The organism is Candidatus Effluviviaceae Genus I sp., from assembly GCA_016867725.1.
Lineage (GTDB): Bacteria > Joyebacterota > Joyebacteria > Joyebacterales > Joyebacteraceae > VGIX01.
In genome coordinates this window covers 21,752-38,417 of the sequence record VGIX01000008.1, presented here as the reverse complement: position 1 = coordinate 38,417, position 16,666 = coordinate 21,752, and the positions used below count along the sequence as shown (strand labels likewise).

Genomic DNA, 16,666 nt, shown 5'->3' with positions numbered 1-16,666 from the left:
GCTCCCTTCCTTGTCGGCGGCCTGCTGCGCTTGGTTCCCTCGTGTTCGCCGGAGAAACCCAGGGGATTGTACGCCCCTGGACCGCGCCCGGTCAACACACCGAGCGGACCTCCCCCAGGGGGCGCGCGGCGGGGCGCGGGATGCGCGGCGCTTCGATGACGGCCCGTCAGAGGAGATCCTGCGGGTCCACGTCCACGGCGAGCGAGACGGAGTCCGGCAGCCTGAGCGCCGCTCGCTGCGAGAGCGCGCCCGCGACGAGCGCTCTGGCGGAGCCCGCCCTCCCACGCACGATGACCTGCCAGCGGAAGACGCCCTTGATCCTGCCGAGCGGCGCGGGCGCCGGACCGAGCACGTCCGGGCGCGGCCCGCGCATCTGCGACGCGCCTCGCTCGAGGAACTCGGCGAGCCGCGCGGCGGCGCGCATCACGCGTCGCTCGTCGCGGTCCCTCACCTCGACGGCGACGAGCCTCGCGAACGGCGGATACCCGAGGGTCTCGCGCTCCGCCACCTCGCGCTCGAAGAAGGGCGCGAACAGCTGCTCGCGCGCGAGCGTGATCGTGTAGTGGTCGGGCAGGTACGACTGCACGATGACACGGCCGCGCCGACCGCCGCGGCCCGTCCGCCCGGCGACCTGCGTGAGCAGCTGGAACGTCCGTTCGCCGGACCGGAAGTCGGGGAGGTTCAGACCCACGTCCGCCGCGACGACGCCGACGAGCCCGACCCCGGGGAAGTCGAAGCCCTTCGCCACCATCTGCGTCCCCAGGAGCACGTCCGTCTCCCCCGCCGCGAACGCCCCCAGGATCTTCCAGTGCGCGCCGCGCTGCGTCGTCGTGTCGGCGTCCATCCGCGCGACGCGCGCCTCGGGGAAGAGCTCGTGCACGGCCTTCTCGACGCGCTGCGTGCCGGGCGCCCCGTACCGAAGCGCGACGCCTCCGCACTTGGGGCAGCGCTCCGGGGCGGGCGCGGTGTGGCCGCAGTAGTGGCAGCGCATGGCGCGGTCCGCCGAGTGGTACGTGAGCGACACGTCGCAGTGCGGGCACCTCTCGGCGTGCCCGCAGCTCACGCACTGCACGAACGACGCGAACCCCCGCCTGTTGAGGAAGAGGATGATCTGCTCCCCGGCGGCGAGCGCGGCGGTCGCGGCGTCCCTGAGAAGGGGTGAGAACGCGCCCTCGGAGTCCACCGGCGCCTGCCCGCGCATGTCGACGACCTCGACGTCCGGGAGCGGCGCGGCGCTGATCCTGGAACCGAGCTCGACGAGACCGTACTTCCCGTCGCGCGCGTTCAGGTAGGTCTCGAGGCTCGGCGTCGCCGTACCGAGAAGGACGACGGCCTTCTCGATGCGGCCGCGCATGAGAGCGACGTCGCGCGCGTGGTAACGGGGCGAGTCCGCCTGCTTGTATGTCGCCTCGTGCTCCTCGTCCACGACGATCACGCCGAGGTTCGCGACGGGGGCGAACACCGCGGAGCGCGGCCCCACGACGACGCGGAAGAGCCCCTCGCGGATCGCGCGCCACGTGTCGTACCGCTCGGCCGTGGTCAGCCCGCTGTGCACGACCGCCACCGTGTCGCCGAACGCCGCCCGCATGCGCTGCACGATCTGCGGCGTGAGGGCGATCTCCGGAACGAGCACGATCGCGCCCTTGCCCCTCTCGAGCGCCGCGGAGATCGCCTCGCTGTACACGCGGGTCTTGCCGCTCCCCGTCACGCCGTGCACGAGGACGGTCTTCCCCTCGCCCTTCTCGATGCAGCCCCGGATGACGGCGCACGCGCGTTCCTGGTCGGGCGTGAGCGGGCCCTCATCGTCCATGCCCCACCCCTCGTACCCGACCGAGAGGCGCGGCCGGTCGCGCTCCCGGCGCCCGACCAGCCCCGCCTCCTCGAGCCTGGCGACCACGCCGGCCGCCACGCCCCGCGCTCGGAGCTCGGAGAGAGAAAGACCGTCCGGGGAGTCGGCCAACGCGGCAAGCGCCTCCGACTGACGAGGCGACCGGCGCGCAAGCTCCGACGCCCGCTCGCGCGCTTCGTCACCGCCCACGCGCAGGACGGCGACCGGCTCGGTCCCGACCGACGCGCGGGGCGCGCGGATCTCCTCGACGATCTCGACGAGACCGGCGCCGGCGAGCGCCGCGATGTCTCTCGCCCCACCCCTGCGCGCGCCCGCGTCCCGAAGCGCGACGGCGACCGACGCGGCGCCCCGCCGCCCCACGGCTTCGAGGATCCGGCGCCGCGGCTCCGACAGCCTGCTCCCGCGCGTCTCGAGCTCCCGGTGGCCGGCTTCCGTGACGCGCAGCGACCGCCGCCCTTCCGGGCACGTGCCGGGCGGCAGCATCGCGCGCAGCACCTCGCCCGGCGGCGCGAGGTAGTACTCGGAGATCCACGCGCCCAGCCTGAGCATCGCTCCGCCGAGGGCGGGCACGACGTCCACGACCTCGATCACGTCCTTGACGCGCGCGACCCGCGCCGTGGAGTTCTCCTCCACCACGACGCCGGTGAGCCGCCGACGCCCGAACGGCACGACGACGCGCGCGCCGACGACGGCCTGCGCGGCCATCTCGTCCGGCACGCTGTAGACGAACGTGCTCGCGACGGGGAGCGGCACGGCAACGGTCACGCACTTCCTGGTCATGGCGGTTCACCGGCAAGCCGCGTCAGCTTGCCACCAGGGGATCCAGGCGGGACGCGCTGGCGCTCAGCGCGAGGTCGTCGCGATGGCCCGTCGAGAGGAGGAAGTCGCCGACCGCCGCGATGACCACGCCGTTGTCCGTGCACAGGGCCTTGGGGGGAAAGACGCACTCGACGCCCACGCGCGCGGCCTCCTCCTCGATGCGGCGGCGCAGCGCGTCGTTCGCGGCCACGCCGCCGCCGACGCTCACGCTCGAGACGCGCTCGCGCTCGGCCGCGCGGATGGTCTTGACGGCAAGCGCGTCGATGACGGCCTCCTGGAAGCTGGCGGCGACGTCGGCGAGCTCCTCGCCCTCCGGTGTCCGCCCGAGCTCTCCAACCTTGAGGCGCACCGCCGTCTTGACGCCCGAGAAACTGAAGTCCAGGTTGCCGGCCTCCATCATCGCCCTGGGGAAGCGGTGCGCCTCCGCGTTCCCCCCGGCCGCCAGCCGCTCGATCACCGGGCCGGCCGGGTACGGAAGGCCGAGCAGCTTCCCCACCTTGTCGAACGCCTCGCCCGCCGCGTCGTCGCGCGTGCGCCCCAGCGTCCGGTACGCGCCCCACGCCTCGACGAGCACGAGCTCGGTGTGGCCGCCCGACGCGACGAGGCACACGGCCGGCAGCGCGAGATCGGGGCGCGTGAGCCTGAGCGAGAAGACGTGGCCTTCCACGTGATCAACGCCGACGAGTGGGATGTCCAGCGCGTAGGAGAGCGCCTTCGCGAACGAGACGCCGACGAGGAGGCAGCCCACGAGCCCCGGCCTGTTCGTCACGGCGACCGCGCCGAGGTCGGTCCAGCTCGCGCCGGCTCGCTCGACCGCCGCGCGCGCCACCGGCGCCAGGAGTCGCATGTGCGCCCGCGACGCGTACTCCGGCACGACGCCTCCGAACGCCGCGTGGACGTCCTGGGAGGCGACGACGCTCGAGAGCACGCTGCGGCCGTCCTTGAGAACAGCCGCAGCGGTCTCGTCGCACGACGTCTCGATGCCAAGAACAAGCACGGCCAGGCTCCCGCCTCAGCTACTCGAGCGTGACAGTGAACCGCGCGGGGGTCACCGATGTCAGGAGGGCCCCTTCAGGGAGAACGACCTCCGGGACGACCTCGTGGGTGCCTCTCGGGAGGCCCCGGGCATCAACGACGACCGCGACGTCCGCGGTCGTCAGCGCGTCGATGACGTGCGCGGGCCCGGACAGGTCGACGTCGGCGTTGGCCGGAGTCACCGCTGCCGACGCGCCCCCCGTCTCGCGCTCCACCCTCACCCTCACACCGGAAAGCCGCCTCGTTGAGGTCCCTTCGATGTCGACGGCCACTCGAACCTCCCTCGGGACCGCGTGCAGGTTCGCGTCGAGGGAGACATCCACCGTCCTCGTCGCTTCGATCCTCTCCCTGCGACCGGAGAGGTCGAGCGGCTCCGTGGGGGCCGACTCGAGCGCGGCCACGACGCGGGCCGGCCCGATCACGGCCACGGAGTCCGGGAAGCAGAGCGGCTCACCGACGAGGTAGTACCCCCGGGCCGGAGCGCCCTCGAGCACCGTCCGGACCGGGAGGCGCCGCTCGGCCACGCGGTCCAGGTGGATGTCCAGCACTCTCGGCTGGCGGACCTCGGTCACGGCCACGCGCGAGTCGCGCGGCAGCACGACGTCCGCTTCCGACAGGAACACGCGGATCGTCACCTCGGGGTCGGCGCCCGAGAGGTCGACGACCGCGTACGGCTCCCCCCACAGACCGAGTCTGAGCAGCTCCTTGTTCGCCCCGCTGAGGACGATCCGCGCCGACTCCGGAACGCGCGCGGCGGTCGTGAGCCCCTCGGGGACGCCCCTCAGCACGAGGGGAACAACGAACTCCCGCGCGGTCGTCTGCTCGCCCTTCGCGAGGAGCCACAGCACGAGGGCGGCGATCGCGGCGGCCACCTTCAGAGTGCGGTTCTGCGTGAGCAGGTCCCGGAGCGACACGGCGTGGCCTCACTCCCCTCTCACGATGAGGTCCTGACCAACGCGGATCGTCGCGTCGTCGCGCAGGCTGTTCGCGCGTCGCAGATCCTCGACGGTCATCCCGTAGCGCCGCGCGATGCTCCAGAGCGTCTCGCCGACCGCCACGCGGTGGCGGCCACCCGTGGCGACGATGGGCGCGTAGCGGTCGAAGTACGCCACGATGGCTCCGGCAAGGCACTCGGCGTACGCGGCTCGGTAGTCGGCGCCGCCGAGGTTCTTCCTGTCGTTCTTGTTCGTCAGGAACCCCACCTCGACGAGCACCGAGGGCATCTCAAGCGACTTGAGCACGACGAACCCAGCCTGCTTGACGGAGCACTTCGCCACTTTGCACCGCGAGAGCTCCGAGGAGATGATCTCCGCGAGGTCCGCGCTCTTCTCGATGCTGTCGGTCATCTTGAGGTCCACGAGGATCGAGAGCACGTCCTCGTCGGCGTCCGGCGATACGCCCCCGACCAGGTCAGCGGCGTTCTCCCTGTCCGCGAGCTCGCGGGCCTTCTGGTCCGTCGCCCCCCTGGGCGAGAGGAAGAACACCTCGGTTCCGTGCGCGTCCTTGTTGGGCGCGCTGTTGGCGTGCACGCTCACGAAGAGATCGCACTGCGCCTGCCTGGCGATCTGCCGCCGGCGGCCGAGGGACATGCCGTAGTCGCCGGTGCGCGTCAGCTTCGCCTCGACACCCGGGCGCGTCTCGAGCTCCTTCGCCAGCCGCTTGGCGATGTCGAGCACGATGTCCTTCTCGGCCAGCTTGCCGCTGACCGCCCCGGGGTCCTCGCCCCCGTGGCCGGCGTCGATCACAACGAGGCGCGGGCGGGTTGTCCCTGCCTGGGACGAGCGCGCCTGCGTCGGGGCGGCGCTCGGCGGCGACGCGGCAGGCGCGAGGCTCGGGGCGTTCAGGGCGGACTCGGTCGGCGTTCGCGCGGGGCTCTGGGTCGTTGCGGCCCCGCCGGCCGTGGAGGAGCCGTTGCGGAAGACGTCGATGACGACGCGGTGGGGCTTGCCCGCGTACGGCTTGAGATCGAAGACGTTGTGGGCCGACGGACGCGCGAGGTCGACGACGATCTGCACGCCCTTGCTGAGCTGGTTCAGCCGCACTCTCTCAACGAGGCCGTCGCCGACAGGCGTCGGCTCCGCCGAGCCTCCGAGCTGCGCCGCGGCGACGAACACGACGATGCGATCGGGACCGGTCAGCAGCCTCGTGGAGTGCTCAGGGGCCTCGTTGAGATCGACGACGATGCGGGTGTGATCGGGCGCGGTCCAGTGCCTGACCGCGGCAACGCGCTGCGCCGCGGGCGCGCTGAGCGTTGCGCCGAGAGCTGCGAGCAGCCCGAGGAGCGGCGCGATCCGCTGTCCGATCTGTCGCGTCAAGAGCGTGGTGCCTCCATGCCGATCGCCGCGGGCGACGGCGATCGGTCTAGAGCTGCGTCCGCGAGACCCTGCCCGGCCTCAAGGTCACGGTGACCGGGTTCGAGAGGTACTTCACGGCGGCGCGCCTGACGTCCTCGGCGCTCACGGCCTCGATGCTCCGGGCGAGGCGGTCGCTGGAGTCGTGGCCCAGGCGGGCGATCTCGCCGATCCCGAGCCGCCCGGCCCGCTCGATGTTCCTCTGCCCCGAGAGCGCCATCTGGCCGAGCAGCCGCTCCTTTGCCTCGGCCAGCTCGGCGTCCGGCACGCGCTCGGAGCGCAGCCGCTCGATGATCTCCCCGAGCGCGGCGGCCGCCGCGTCAACGTCGGCCGTCGAAGCGAACAGGACGAGCCGCCCCTGCTCGACGCCCTCGGGATTCAGCACGCCGGCCTGAGACGACGACGCGTCATCGGGCGGCAACGCGTCGCGGATGCGCCCGCGCGCCGCCTTCCCTTCGCCGAGCACGGATGCCAGCACGCGAACCGCGGCGCCGTCGTGCGACCCCATGGGGGGAGTCGCGAAGCCGATCGTGACGCACCCCCGGCTCACGTCGCGATGGAACTCGTAGCTGACCGGCTCCTTCGGCTGCTTGAGCGGGATCCCGCGAGGTGGAACCCTGCCGCTCGCGCACGCCGCGAAGCAGGCGCCGAGCTTCCGCATGGCCTCGTCCTCGCGGAAGTCGCCCACGGCGGTCACGACGATGTTCCCACCCCTGTAGCGGTCGGCGTAGAACCGTGTCACGTGGTCCCGTGTCAGGGCGGCCACGCCGCTCTTCGTGCCGCTCGGAGGAACGGCGTACGGATGCCCTTCGAACAGGATCTCGTTGAGCCGCGCGTAGCATGCCGCGAACGGGTCGTTCAGCGCGCGTTCCTGATCCTCCACGACCCTCCGCTGCACGATCGGGAGGTCGCGGCCGTCGAACGCGGGCTGTGTCACGAGAGCGGACAGCACGTCGATCGCGGCATCGAACTGGTCGATGGTGGACACCACGTAGATCTCCGTGAAGTCCTCCGTCGTGTACGACCCGAGCCTGATCCCGCGGTCGTCCACGGTCTCCTCGATCTCCGCGCGCGGGATGGTCGTCGCGCCGGAGAGCAGAAGCTCGGCGGTGACACGGGCAAGGCCCGACAGCCCCGGCGGGTCGTGCTTGGACCCGGCGTCCACCAGCACGGAGACCGCGAGCACCTTGTTCCACGGGCTCGGGACCGCGATGAGGGTCACACCGTTGCCGAGACGCCGCTTGACGACGTCCCCGGCCTGCGTCGGCGCGCCCGCTCCCAGAAGCGCGGCCGTCACAAGGGCCAGAGCGACCGCCCGCTTCGCCGGACTCATGTTCTGCCTCATCCTCCCCAGAGTCGACGGCGCCCGCCGAGCGCGTCGCTACTTCACCCAGTGCGGCTCAAGCACGACCGTGGCGCGTGACTCGGGCCGCAGGTACTTCACCGCGGCTCCCCGCAGGTCCTCCACGGTGACCGCCTCGATCCTGTCGAAGTACGAGTCGGCGTAGCCCTCGTCGGCCACGATGAACCAGTACCCCTCGTAGGCGGCCTGTTGCGCTGCCGTCTCGGAGGCGAAGACCATGTACGACGTGAGAAGCGCCTTGCCGCGCGCGAGATCATCGGCGTCGAGTGGCCGTTCGGCGAGCGACTCGACGACATCGACGACGGCCGCCTCCGCGGCGAGCGCGTTCACGGGGTCCAGCTCCATCCAGATGAAGCAGGGGCTCGCCTGCGTCCTGGTGTACCACCCGCCGCCGACCGACCATGCGATCCCGCGCTCGGCCACGAGCGCCCTGCTCATTCTGGAGGACCTGCTTCCGGCCAGCGCCATCATGAGGACGTCGGCGGCGACGTGGTCCTCATCGCTCACACCCGGTCCGGGGAACCCGATCATCATGGTCGCGCGTTCGGAGTCGGTCTCGATGCCGGCGTCCACACGCGCCGGGGCCGTGAGCCACTCGACCGACGAGGACCACGGCTCGGCGCGCTCTCCGGCCGCGACGCCCGAGAACGCCTTCTCGGCCCTGTCGGCCGCGTCGCGCGGCTCTGCGTTCCCCACGACGACGACCACCATGTTCGCGCCGACGTAGCGGCGCGACCACCAATCCTCGAGCACAGAGGCATCGATCGCGGCCAGGTCGGACGCGGAAGCGGCAGGCGGTCGCGCGGTCGGATGTCGCGGCATGATCGCCGCAAGACACATCTGAAGGGCACGGTCGATGGGACGGCTCATGAGCGAGGCCGTCCGCCTGACGACGGCGGTCTTCGCTCGCTCGACCGATGCGGGCTCGAGGGGCGGGCGAAGCACGGCATCGCTCAACGCCCGGAGCGCGAGATCCAGGTGTCGACCGGGCACCGTCACCTCGTAGCAGACATGATCCTGGCTGTGCTCGGCTTCGGTCCTTCCGCCGACCGCCTCGACGGCGAGCGCAGCCTCCCCCGCGCCCGAGAGGGCCGGCGAAGGCCGCACCAGCTCCGAAAGGACGCTCGATGCTCCGGCGTCCCTCGGGGACTCGTAGATGGTGCCGTCCCGCACCCAGACCTGCACGGAGACGACGTCCGCCGCCCGGCTGGGCTTGGCGATGATCGTGAGGCCGTTCTGCAGATGCCGCACCTGAGGACCGCTCGGCTCCTGCCTCGCGCAGCTCGCTCCGACGAGGAGCAGCGCGGCCAGAAGCGAGCGGGACAACCGTGCCATCCTGACCTCTCAAGCCGTCCGCGAGGTGGCGCCCGCCGCGCCGCAAGCGCGGCGCATCGGGCCGGAGCCGCGGGGCCGCAGTCGCCCGCGTCAAGCGCTGAATACTATGGAACGAGCGGAAGACCCGTCAAGGTGTTTCGACCCAGCGGGCGCCGAGAGGTCGAGCGCGGTGACGCGCGCTCCGACGGGCTAGTTCAGATAGATCCTGAGGCTGCTCAGATCGGGCGAGCTCCGGAGCTTCCCGATCGCCTCTTCCTTGATCTGGCGGATGCGCTCACGGGTGAGACCCAGCATCACGCCGATCTCCTCGAGCGTCTGCTTGCGGGCACCACCCAGACCGTAGTAGTGGCGGAGGATCGTGCGCTCCCTGTCGGTGAGCGCCCCGAGCGCGGTGCCCAGCTCCTGCCCGAGCGACTCGTAGTGCAGACTGGCGAGGCCCGGGTCGCGGGTCTCGTCCGCCACGAGGTCGGACAGCTCGAGGCCGTCCTCCTGCGAGAGGGGCGCGTCGAGCGACAGGCTCCCGACCGAGAGCTCCCTGAGCGTTTCGACGTCGTTCACCTTGAGGCGCATCGCGCGCGCGAGTTCCCTGTCCGTCGGCTCGCGCCCGGACTCCTGCCTCAGGCGCTCGATGATCCTCCACATCCGCCTGATCGCTCCCGCCTTGTTGAGCGGCAGCCGCATCGCGCCCGACTGCTCGGACATCCCCTTCAGGATCGAGTGCCGGATCCACCACACGGCGTACGTGATGAACTTCTGCCCCCGCGTCGCATCGAACCGCTTCGCGGCCTCGAGCAGACCGAGGTTTCCCTGGTTGATGACGTCCATGATCGGGGCGCCGGTGCGGCGCGCGTACACCTTGGCGACGCTCACGACGAACCTGAGGTTCGCCATGACGAGCTTGTCGCGCGCGCTGCGGTCCCCTCTCAGGATCCGCCGCCCCAGTTCCTGCTCCTCGGCCCGCGTCAGCAGCGGCGTCCGGGAGATCTCCTGGAGGTACGACTCCAGGCTCCTGTCTTCCTCAGTGAGGCTTCCGTAGTACGGCACTCCCCACCCCTCCTCTCCGCACCTCGCGCGTCACTTCGGCCTGACTGCCACGAAGTACTTCGCTTCGCCACGCTGGATCCGGAAAGCGATCGCGCGCTTCGAGCCCGCGAGCGCCGCGGCAGCGTCACGGTAGTCCTTCAGACCGGCGACGCTCCTGCCGCCGACCTCAAGAATGACATCTCCGCTCTCCAGGCCCGCAGCCGCGGCAGCGCTGCCGGGCTCGACGCCGACGACGAACACGCCCGTGCTCGCGCTCGGCTGCACCTGGCGGGCGATCGGGTCATCAAGACCCACGACCTCGATGCCCAACCACTTTTCGCTTCCGGCAGTCTCCGGCTCCGGCGCGGCCGCCACCTCGTCCGGCCGCTCGGCAAGCGTTGCCGTCAGGCGCTTCGTCTGCCCGTCGCGCACGATCGTCACGGGGACCTTCTCTCCCGGCGTCACCGAGGCCACGACTCGCCTGAACTGGCTCATGCTCTTGATCTCGGTGCCGGCGAACTCCACGATGACGTCGCCCGGGGTGATGCCGGCGTTCGCGGCGGGCGTCCCGGTCTCAACGCTCGCGACGATGACGCCGTCCGTGTCGTCGAGCCCCGTCGCCTCCGCGAGCTCGGCCGTGATGTCCTGCGGCACGATGCCCAGGTAGCCCCGAACGACTTTGCCCTTGTCGAGCAGCGACTCCGCGACATGCCGCGCGATGTTGATCGGAATCGCGAAGCCGATGCCACCGGCCGCTGCGTTCACCGCGGTGTTGACCCCCACCACCTCACCATCGATGTTCACCAGCGGGCCGCCGCTGTTCCCGAACGTGATGGATGCGTCCGTCTGGATGAAGTCCTGATAGAGCGGCGCGCCGCCACGGATGCGCAGGTCGGACCTGCCGAGGGCGCTCACGACGCCCACGGTCACGGTGCCCTTGAGCTCGAGGGGGTTGCCCACAGCGATCGCCCAGTCCCCGACCCGGAGACCGTCGGAGTCGCCCAGCTTCAGGGCCGGGAGGTTCTCCCCCTTGATCCTGAGGACGGCGATGTCGGTGCTGGGGTCGCGGCCGACGACTTCGGCCAGGAAGGGGCGCCCGTCCGTCAGGGTCACCTCGATCCTGTCCGCGCCCTGGACCACGTGGTTGTTCGTGAGGATGTAGCCCCGATCGTCGTAGATGAACCCGGATGCCGACCCTGGCATCTCGTACTCCCGCTCCCGCTCCTGGCCGAAGTAGTCGCGGTACATCCGCTCGCCGAAGAAGTCGCGGAGCATGCCGCGGAACGGGTCGTTCGTGACCTTCACCGTGCGCTTCGTGTCGACGCTCACGACGGCGGGCAACACGGCGTCCGCGACGGCGACGAAGGGGCTGCGCCCACCTACGGCGGCGGCCGCTTTCGAGAGACTCACGTGCGACGGCTCGTCGGCCGCGGAGTCCGCTGACCACCCGCAGTGGGCTGTCACGAGGCTGCCCAGGACGACACCTGCCGCGACGAGGATCGCTCCACTGACCACCGCGCCGGCTCCAGCTCGCACGTGCCTCATCTCGGCTACCTCCTGTCGTTGGAACCGCGCTCGCCGTACCTCGCGCGATCCGCCCGGATGCGTTCGATCTCGCGCTCGAGCTTCGCCACATCGGCGCGAAGCGCCGCAATGCGCTTCACCGCCGACGCGATCTCCTCGTCCTCCGGAATGTCCGCCTGCGTGCCGCGCTCGAAGAGGTCGAAGACGCGCCCACCGACCTCGCTCATCGTTCGCGCGATGGACCGGTTGAGCCGCAGAATCTCCACCTTCGCGCGGCCGACCTGCGACAGCTCCTCAGCCTTGTCCGCAGCGTAGACATAGCCGTCGAGTATCGCGTTCTTCACGTCGTCCCACAGGCTTGCCATGGCGATGGCCCTCCGCTGCTGCGGCCTTTCGCTTGCCGCAGCGAGTCCGGGATCCTATACTCGCAGGGGGGTACTGACACTGGTGGCTTCGCAGAAGTTGAGCCGGGAGGGAACCCCCAAGACCGTCCCCGAACCCGGTAGCTTGGATGCCAGCATATGGATGAAGTTGCACCGGGTCAAGGGCTTTTGGCCGGCCTGAGACCCGCTCACGCGCGCACCGCGCCCGCTTCTCTCGCGTCCGAGGCACGACACCAGAATGGTCTACTTCATAGCGGATGCCCATCTCGGCTCCGAGTCCCCCGCGAGCGAGCTTGCCAAGGAGCATGATCTCCTTCACTTCCTCGCGCACCTGAGCGGGCGCGCGAGCATGCTGTACGCGGTGGGCGACCTCTTCGACTTCTGGTTCGAGTTCCCCCGAAGCAAGCCCCGCGCGTATCAGCAGATGCTGAGCGCTCTCCGGTCGCTCACGCGATCCGGAGTTGCGCTGCGGTTCATCGGGGGGAATCACGACTACTGGGCCGGCCCGGTCTTCGAGAGACTCACGGGAGGTAGCGTCCACAGGCAGCCGGTGGTGGAGACGCACTTCGGAAAGCGCCTATTCATAGCGCACGGCGACGGTCTCCCGGCGGGCGACCGCCGCTACAAGGCGCTCAAGGCCGTCATCAGGAGCCGCGCGGCGATCGCGGGCTTCAGCCTCGTCCCGCCGTCGATCGGGTGGTCCATGGCCCGCTGGGCTTCGGGCCTCTCGGAGATCACGGAGGAGCGCATCCAGCGCGCGCTCCCGCCCATGAGAACGTTCCTTGAGACCAAGCTGCTCGAGGGCTTCGACGGGGCCGTCGTGGGGCATGTCCACAGGCAGTGCATGTGGAGGACGGCGCACGGCACCGCCGTGATCGTGGGTGACTGGATGTGGACCAGGTCCGTGGTGGAGCTCGGCGAGAGCGGCTTCAGGCTGCTTCGCTGGGACGGGGACTCACTCGTGCCGTCGCAGCCCCAGGGCGGCTGCAGGCCGCCCGGCGGCGAGTCAGCCGATGACTCCCGCGTTGCGCCCTAGAGCTCGACCCCGAGCGACAGCCGGTGCGTGTCTCCGAGGTCCGAGTAGAACGGAACGTACGCGTAGTCCAGCCTCAGGTTCCGGACCCTCGCCCCAAGGCCGACCGAGACGTTCTGATTGTCCCAGCCCGTTCGATACCCGAAGCGCAGCGCGACCGCGTTCGCGTAGGCGAACTCGAACCCGAAGTGCGTCTTCGTGTCACCGTCGCTCGGCAGCACGACATCGCTGACAACGAGAAGCCGGCCATTCAGACCGGTGACCGGCGTGTCGTATGCGGCGCCGATGCGGTAGGCGACCGGAAGATCGAACTTCTCCTCGACGAAGCTCATCTGGGGACCGAGGTTCTGGACGGCCAGACCGGCGGAGAGACCCTCGACCATGGGGATGCTGTACCTTGCGCCGAGGTCGGCCGCGACGCCCGTCGCCAGCTCGTCGTCGATCTTCTCATGCAGGTACTTGAGCGAAGCTCCGACGTCGAGGCAGTCGGTCAGCCGACGCGCGTAGGCGCCCGTGACGGCGAAGTCGAAGACGCCGAAGTGACCGATGGGCTCAGACGTGGGGCCTTCCCGCCTCTCGAGATCGTCCATGTACAGCCCGAAGACGCCGAGACCGAACGCCTGGTGCCCGTACGATCGCACGCCGCCCAGGAACTCGTACCGCACGCCCTCGAACCACTCGCTGTGCATCAGGAGCACGTCGATGCTCTCGACCTGCACGCAACCGGCGGGGTTCCAGTAGAGGCAGGACGCATCGCCCCCCACGGCCGTGTAGGCATCGCCCATGCCTATCGCTCTCCCGCCCACTCCCAGCTTGAGGAAGGCGAGACCCGCGGTGCCGTCTTCGGCGACGGCCATTGCCGGGATCAACGCGAGGGCGGCAGCAAGTGCGAGAACGAGCGCGCGGGCCATGGGGTCCTCCTGCGGGATCATCGGTCACGGACGCGGGGGCTTCCCCCCGTGCATGCGGTGAGAACCGGCCTCCCGAGTGGTGCCTCTTCGGGCGTTCTTCGTCGCGACGCGGCGTCGAGCTCAGTGAGGCTGCGGACGTAGCACACGAGACGCCGCACGGGCCAGTTTAGTCAACCGCCGGAGGGCGTGCAAGGAGCATGTGGGCCGCCGTCACGGCGCCCGCCACCCGTTCGGCGGGTGCCGGGCTGAGGAAGACCTGCCCCTTTTCAGATCGCCCCCCGCCCGGCCCCTACCGCGTCTCGCGCGAGACACAAGCGCTTGCCCTCCCTGATATCAAGCGGCGTGCCAGCGCCGGCGACAGGGGAGTCATGGGGGCGAGAGCGCGCCTAACCGCTGAAGGCGCCACGGTATGCCCGGGTGGAGCGGTTTGCGGCTGATGGCGGCCCCTCGGCATGGGCGCCCGTCCTGTCAACACGGGTGACACCGGGGAGTGCTCACGCTGGGGCCACCGTCGACGGAGTGACCGCCGGCGTGGCTGTTGACCTGCCAGGCGAAGAGCGTGATACTCGTCTTCAGGAGCGGTGACCGGGGCGAGACATCCGTGGCCGCGCGACAGCGCGCAGGCCACGAGAGCGTCTCCCCGCGGACCGGAGGTGGGCGATGCGTCGGCCCCTTGCGATCTCGATCATGCTGGCCGCCGCGGCGGCCTTCGGAGGAGGGTGCGCGAACCCCGCGAACAGCGACGACCAGGCAGACCTCCCGCCGCTGCGCACGAGTCCTGCGAAGGTCCTGGAACGGCTTCAGTGGGCATACGACAACATGGACGTCGAGGTCTACCTCGACTGCCTGGCCGCGGACTTCATCTTCCTCCTGAACCCGCGTGACGTCGAGAACGACCCCGACCTCGAGCCCGGGTACTGGGGAAACGCGGAGGAGCGCGTCATTCATGAGCAGATGTTCGGGGCAGAAGGCGATCACGCCGACAACATCCTCCTCACGCTGACGCAGGTGGGCGATCCCCTCCCGGTGGATCCGGGCGACGGGACGGGTACCCACTACCAGTACAAGGAGGCCGTGGACCTCAGAGTGTACATGGGGGCGTGGACCTACCTGGCGACGGCACCGTCCCTCTTCCGGCTCCGGATCGACCAGGACGAGACAGGCCCGCAGGGCGAGCAGTTGTGGGAGATCTGGCGCTGGCAAGACCTCGAGGGCGCGCGGAGCGGGCGCGGCGCGGAAAGCTCGTGGGGGTCCATCAAGGCCCTGTTCCGTTAGGCCGATCGAGGGATGTCCGGGGGGGAAAGTGAGAGCAAGACGAACGACGGCGGTGATCGCGGCGGCATGGCTCGCGTTCCTTGCGGGACTCGGGCTCTCGGGCTGCTCGAGTCCGACGAAGACCGACGATCCGGTCGAGCTCCCCTATCCTCTTCGCGCAAGCCCCGACAGCCTCATCGCGCAGTTCGTGTGGGCGTACGAGAACATGGACCTCGAGGTCTACCTGGACTGTCTCGCCGACAGCATGCTCTTCTACCTGAGCGAGCGGGACGTCGAGAATGATCCGGAGCTCGAGCCCGGCTACTGGGGGAAGGCCGTGGAGCAGGCCATCCACGAGAGCATGTTCGGCGACGGGCCGCTGAGCCCCAGCCGCATCGAGCTCAGGCTCACGCCCGTGGCGATCGAGACCCTGAGAGCGCTTGGGGGACAGGGTCGCCCGATCGGCTGGCGGTACCGGGAGGCGGTCGATCTGCGCATCTACATCGGCGTGTGGACATACTGGGCGACCATGCCGAGCCTCTTCGAGATCCGCCTGGATCCCGACGACGTCGGGCCCTCGGGCGAGCCCCTGTTCGAGATCGTCGAGTGGCAGGAGCTGGACGACTGGCTGGGGCGAGCGGGTCGCGAGCAGACGTCATGGGGAGCCATCAAGGCTCTGTACCTCGGGCGCGGGGTGAAGCCTCTCCCGGAGCGGGACTGAGAGACCGATCGTGACCGACCTTCGCCCCCGCGGCCCCGGCGCCGCGATGCCTGAGCCGTTCGCGGCCCCGCAGCCCCCGACCCAGCCTCCGCGAAGCCCGATCCACCCCTACGCCCGCGTTGCGCTCTTCCTTCTGGGCTACCTCCTCGTCGCCGTCGTGCTGTCCCTGGCCGGCATGGTCGCGTTCGGCGTCATGCACGCGTTCGGCCTCGTGGCGCTCCCAGCGATCGACGAGCAGCTGCTCGCGAGGGGCACCGAGGGCATCATGGAGTGGCTGTCGGACTTCATGCTGCCGACGGTGATCCTGCTTGGGCTCTACAGCATCGGTTACACGTGGGCGTTCGTTCGCCTCGTCGACGGGAGGCGGCTTCGCACGCTCGGTCTCGAGCGCAGGCCAGGGTGGAGCGCCCAGTTCTGGAAGGGTGTGGGGCTCTCGTTCGTCATCCTGCTCGGCGTCTTCCTGCTCTCGCTTGCGTCGGGGGCCGTTGAGCTGCGCGGGTTCGCGCGGCCGGCGCCCGACGGCACGAACGCTGCCGGCTACCTCGTCGGGGTCCTCGCCGCCTTCCTCCTCGTCGGGTTCTACGAGGAGCTCATGTTCCGCGGCTACGTGCTGCAGACGCTCAACGAGCGCGCGGGAAGAGCGGCATCCGTCATCGTCTCGTCCGCCGTCTTCGCCGTCATGCACGGCGTCAACCCCGGCGCGAACGCGATGGCGGTCCTGAACATCGCCGCCGTGGGAGCGCTTCTCTCCTTCCTCTTCTTCCGCACGGGCGCGCTCTGGATGCCCATCGGGTTCCACTTCGGGTGGAACTTCCTCCTCGGCTACGTCTTCACCCTCCCCGTGAGCGGCCTCCCGCTGCGCGGCATCCTGGACGTCGCGGAAGCGACGGGCGCCGAAGGCGCGGCAGGCCGCTTCGGTCCGGAGTCCAGCCTCGTCACGACCCTCGCGCTGGGCGTCTGGGCGGCGTGGCTCATCGCGCGGCGATCCCGGCGCCACCGCTCCGGCTGACCCCCGCCTGAGGGCGCGGGAAGCGAAGCGGGCGGCACCGCCCCGCGCCGCCCGCC

General features: G+C 70.4%; 14 protein-coding genes. 4 read left to right on the top strand and 10 right to left on the bottom strand.

Going from position 1 to position 16,666, the window contains the following annotated elements:
• Positions 1 to 166 precede the first annotated feature (166 nt).
• The 9 genes from priA to FJY74_03625 form a co-directional block, all read right to left on the bottom strand.
• Positions 167 to 2,629, bottom strand: coding sequence for a primosomal protein N' (gene priA, locus FJY74_03665; protein MBM3307402.1), 2,463 nt, complete (start codon positions 2,627 to 2,629; stop codon positions 167 to 169).
• A 22-nt stretch (positions 2,630 to 2,651) separates the two neighbouring features.
• Complete coding sequence (gene tsaD, locus FJY74_03660; GenBank protein MBM3307401.1) at positions 2,652 to 3,665, bottom strand: tRNA (adenosine(37)-N6)-threonylcarbamoyltransferase complex transferase subunit TsaD; 1,014 nt, start codon at positions 3,663 to 3,665, stop codon at positions 2,652 to 2,654.
• A gap of 19 nt (positions 3,666 to 3,684) precedes the next feature.
• Positions 3,685 to 4,617: a YbbR-like domain-containing protein gene (locus FJY74_03655; GenBank protein ID MBM3307400.1), complete on the bottom strand. Its 933-nt coding sequence runs from the start codon at positions 4,615 to 4,617 to the stop codon at positions 3,685 to 3,687.
• A 9-nt stretch (positions 4,618 to 4,626) separates the two neighbouring features.
• Positions 4,627 to 6,018, bottom strand: coding sequence for an N-acetylmuramoyl-L-alanine amidase (locus tag FJY74_03650; protein ID MBM3307399.1), 1,392 nt, complete (start codon positions 6,016 to 6,018; stop codon positions 4,627 to 4,629).
• Between the two features lie 46 nt (positions 6,019 to 6,064).
• Positions 6,065 to 7,387 carry an insulinase family protein gene (locus FJY74_03645; GenBank protein MBM3307398.1) on the bottom strand — a complete coding sequence of 441 codons (1,323 nt, stop codon included), beginning with the start codon at positions 7,385 to 7,387 and terminating at the stop codon, positions 6,065 to 6,067.
• A 48-nt stretch (positions 7,388 to 7,435) separates the two neighbouring features.
• Entirely contained in the window at positions 7,436 to 8,752 is a 1,317-nt protein-coding gene (locus FJY74_03640; GenBank protein MBM3307397.1) for an insulinase family protein, read from the bottom strand.
• A gap of 189 nt (positions 8,753 to 8,941) precedes the next feature.
• A complete protein-coding gene (locus FJY74_03635; GenBank protein ID MBM3307396.1) occupies positions 8,942 to 9,796 on the bottom strand; it encodes a sigma-70 family RNA polymerase sigma factor in 855 nt (284 codons plus the stop codon).
• 30 nt (positions 9,797 to 9,826) lie between these two features.
• A complete protein-coding gene (locus tag FJY74_03630) occupies positions 9,827 to 11,320 on the bottom strand; it encodes a Do family serine endopeptidase (protein ID MBM3307395.1) in 1,494 nt (497 codons plus the stop codon).
• Positions 11,321 to 11,325: 5 nt separating this feature from the next.
• Positions 11,326 to 11,664, bottom strand: coding sequence for a hypothetical protein (locus FJY74_03625; protein MBM3307394.1), 339 nt, complete (start codon positions 11,662 to 11,664; stop codon positions 11,326 to 11,328).
• Between the two features lie 256 nt (positions 11,665 to 11,920).
• Here FJY74_03625 and FJY74_03620 point away from each other — a divergent pair, with 256 nt between their 5' ends.
• Positions 11,921 to 12,718, top strand: a complete 798-nt coding sequence (locus FJY74_03620) for a metallophosphoesterase (GenBank protein ID MBM3307393.1) — start codon at positions 11,921 to 11,923, stop codon at positions 12,716 to 12,718.
• Here the strand turns inward: FJY74_03620 and FJY74_03615 are convergent.
• A complete protein-coding gene (locus tag FJY74_03615) occupies positions 12,715 to 13,626 on the bottom strand; it encodes a PorV/PorQ family protein (protein ID MBM3307392.1) in 912 nt (303 codons plus the stop codon). The two genes, FJY74_03620 and FJY74_03615, sit on opposite strands and share 4 nt — an antisense overlap.
• A gap of 660 nt (positions 13,627 to 14,286) precedes the next feature.
• Here FJY74_03615 and FJY74_03610 point away from each other — a divergent pair.
• From FJY74_03610 to FJY74_03600, 3 genes are read left to right on the top strand one after another with little or no spacing between them, the layout of a single operon-like run.
• Complete coding sequence (locus FJY74_03610; protein ID MBM3307391.1) at positions 14,287 to 14,901, top strand: hypothetical protein; 615 nt, start codon at positions 14,287 to 14,289, stop codon at positions 14,899 to 14,901.
• A gap of 28 nt (positions 14,902 to 14,929) precedes the next feature.
• Complete coding sequence (locus tag FJY74_03605) at positions 14,930 to 15,601, top strand: hypothetical protein (GenBank protein MBM3307390.1); 672 nt, start codon at positions 14,930 to 14,932, stop codon at positions 15,599 to 15,601.
• A 10-nt stretch (positions 15,602 to 15,611) separates the two neighbouring features.
• Positions 15,612 to 16,610, top strand: a complete 999-nt coding sequence (locus FJY74_03600; GenBank protein ID MBM3307389.1) for a CPBP family intramembrane metalloprotease — start codon at positions 15,612 to 15,614, stop codon at positions 16,608 to 16,610.
• The last annotated feature ends 56 nt before the right edge of the window (positions 16,611 to 16,666 follow it).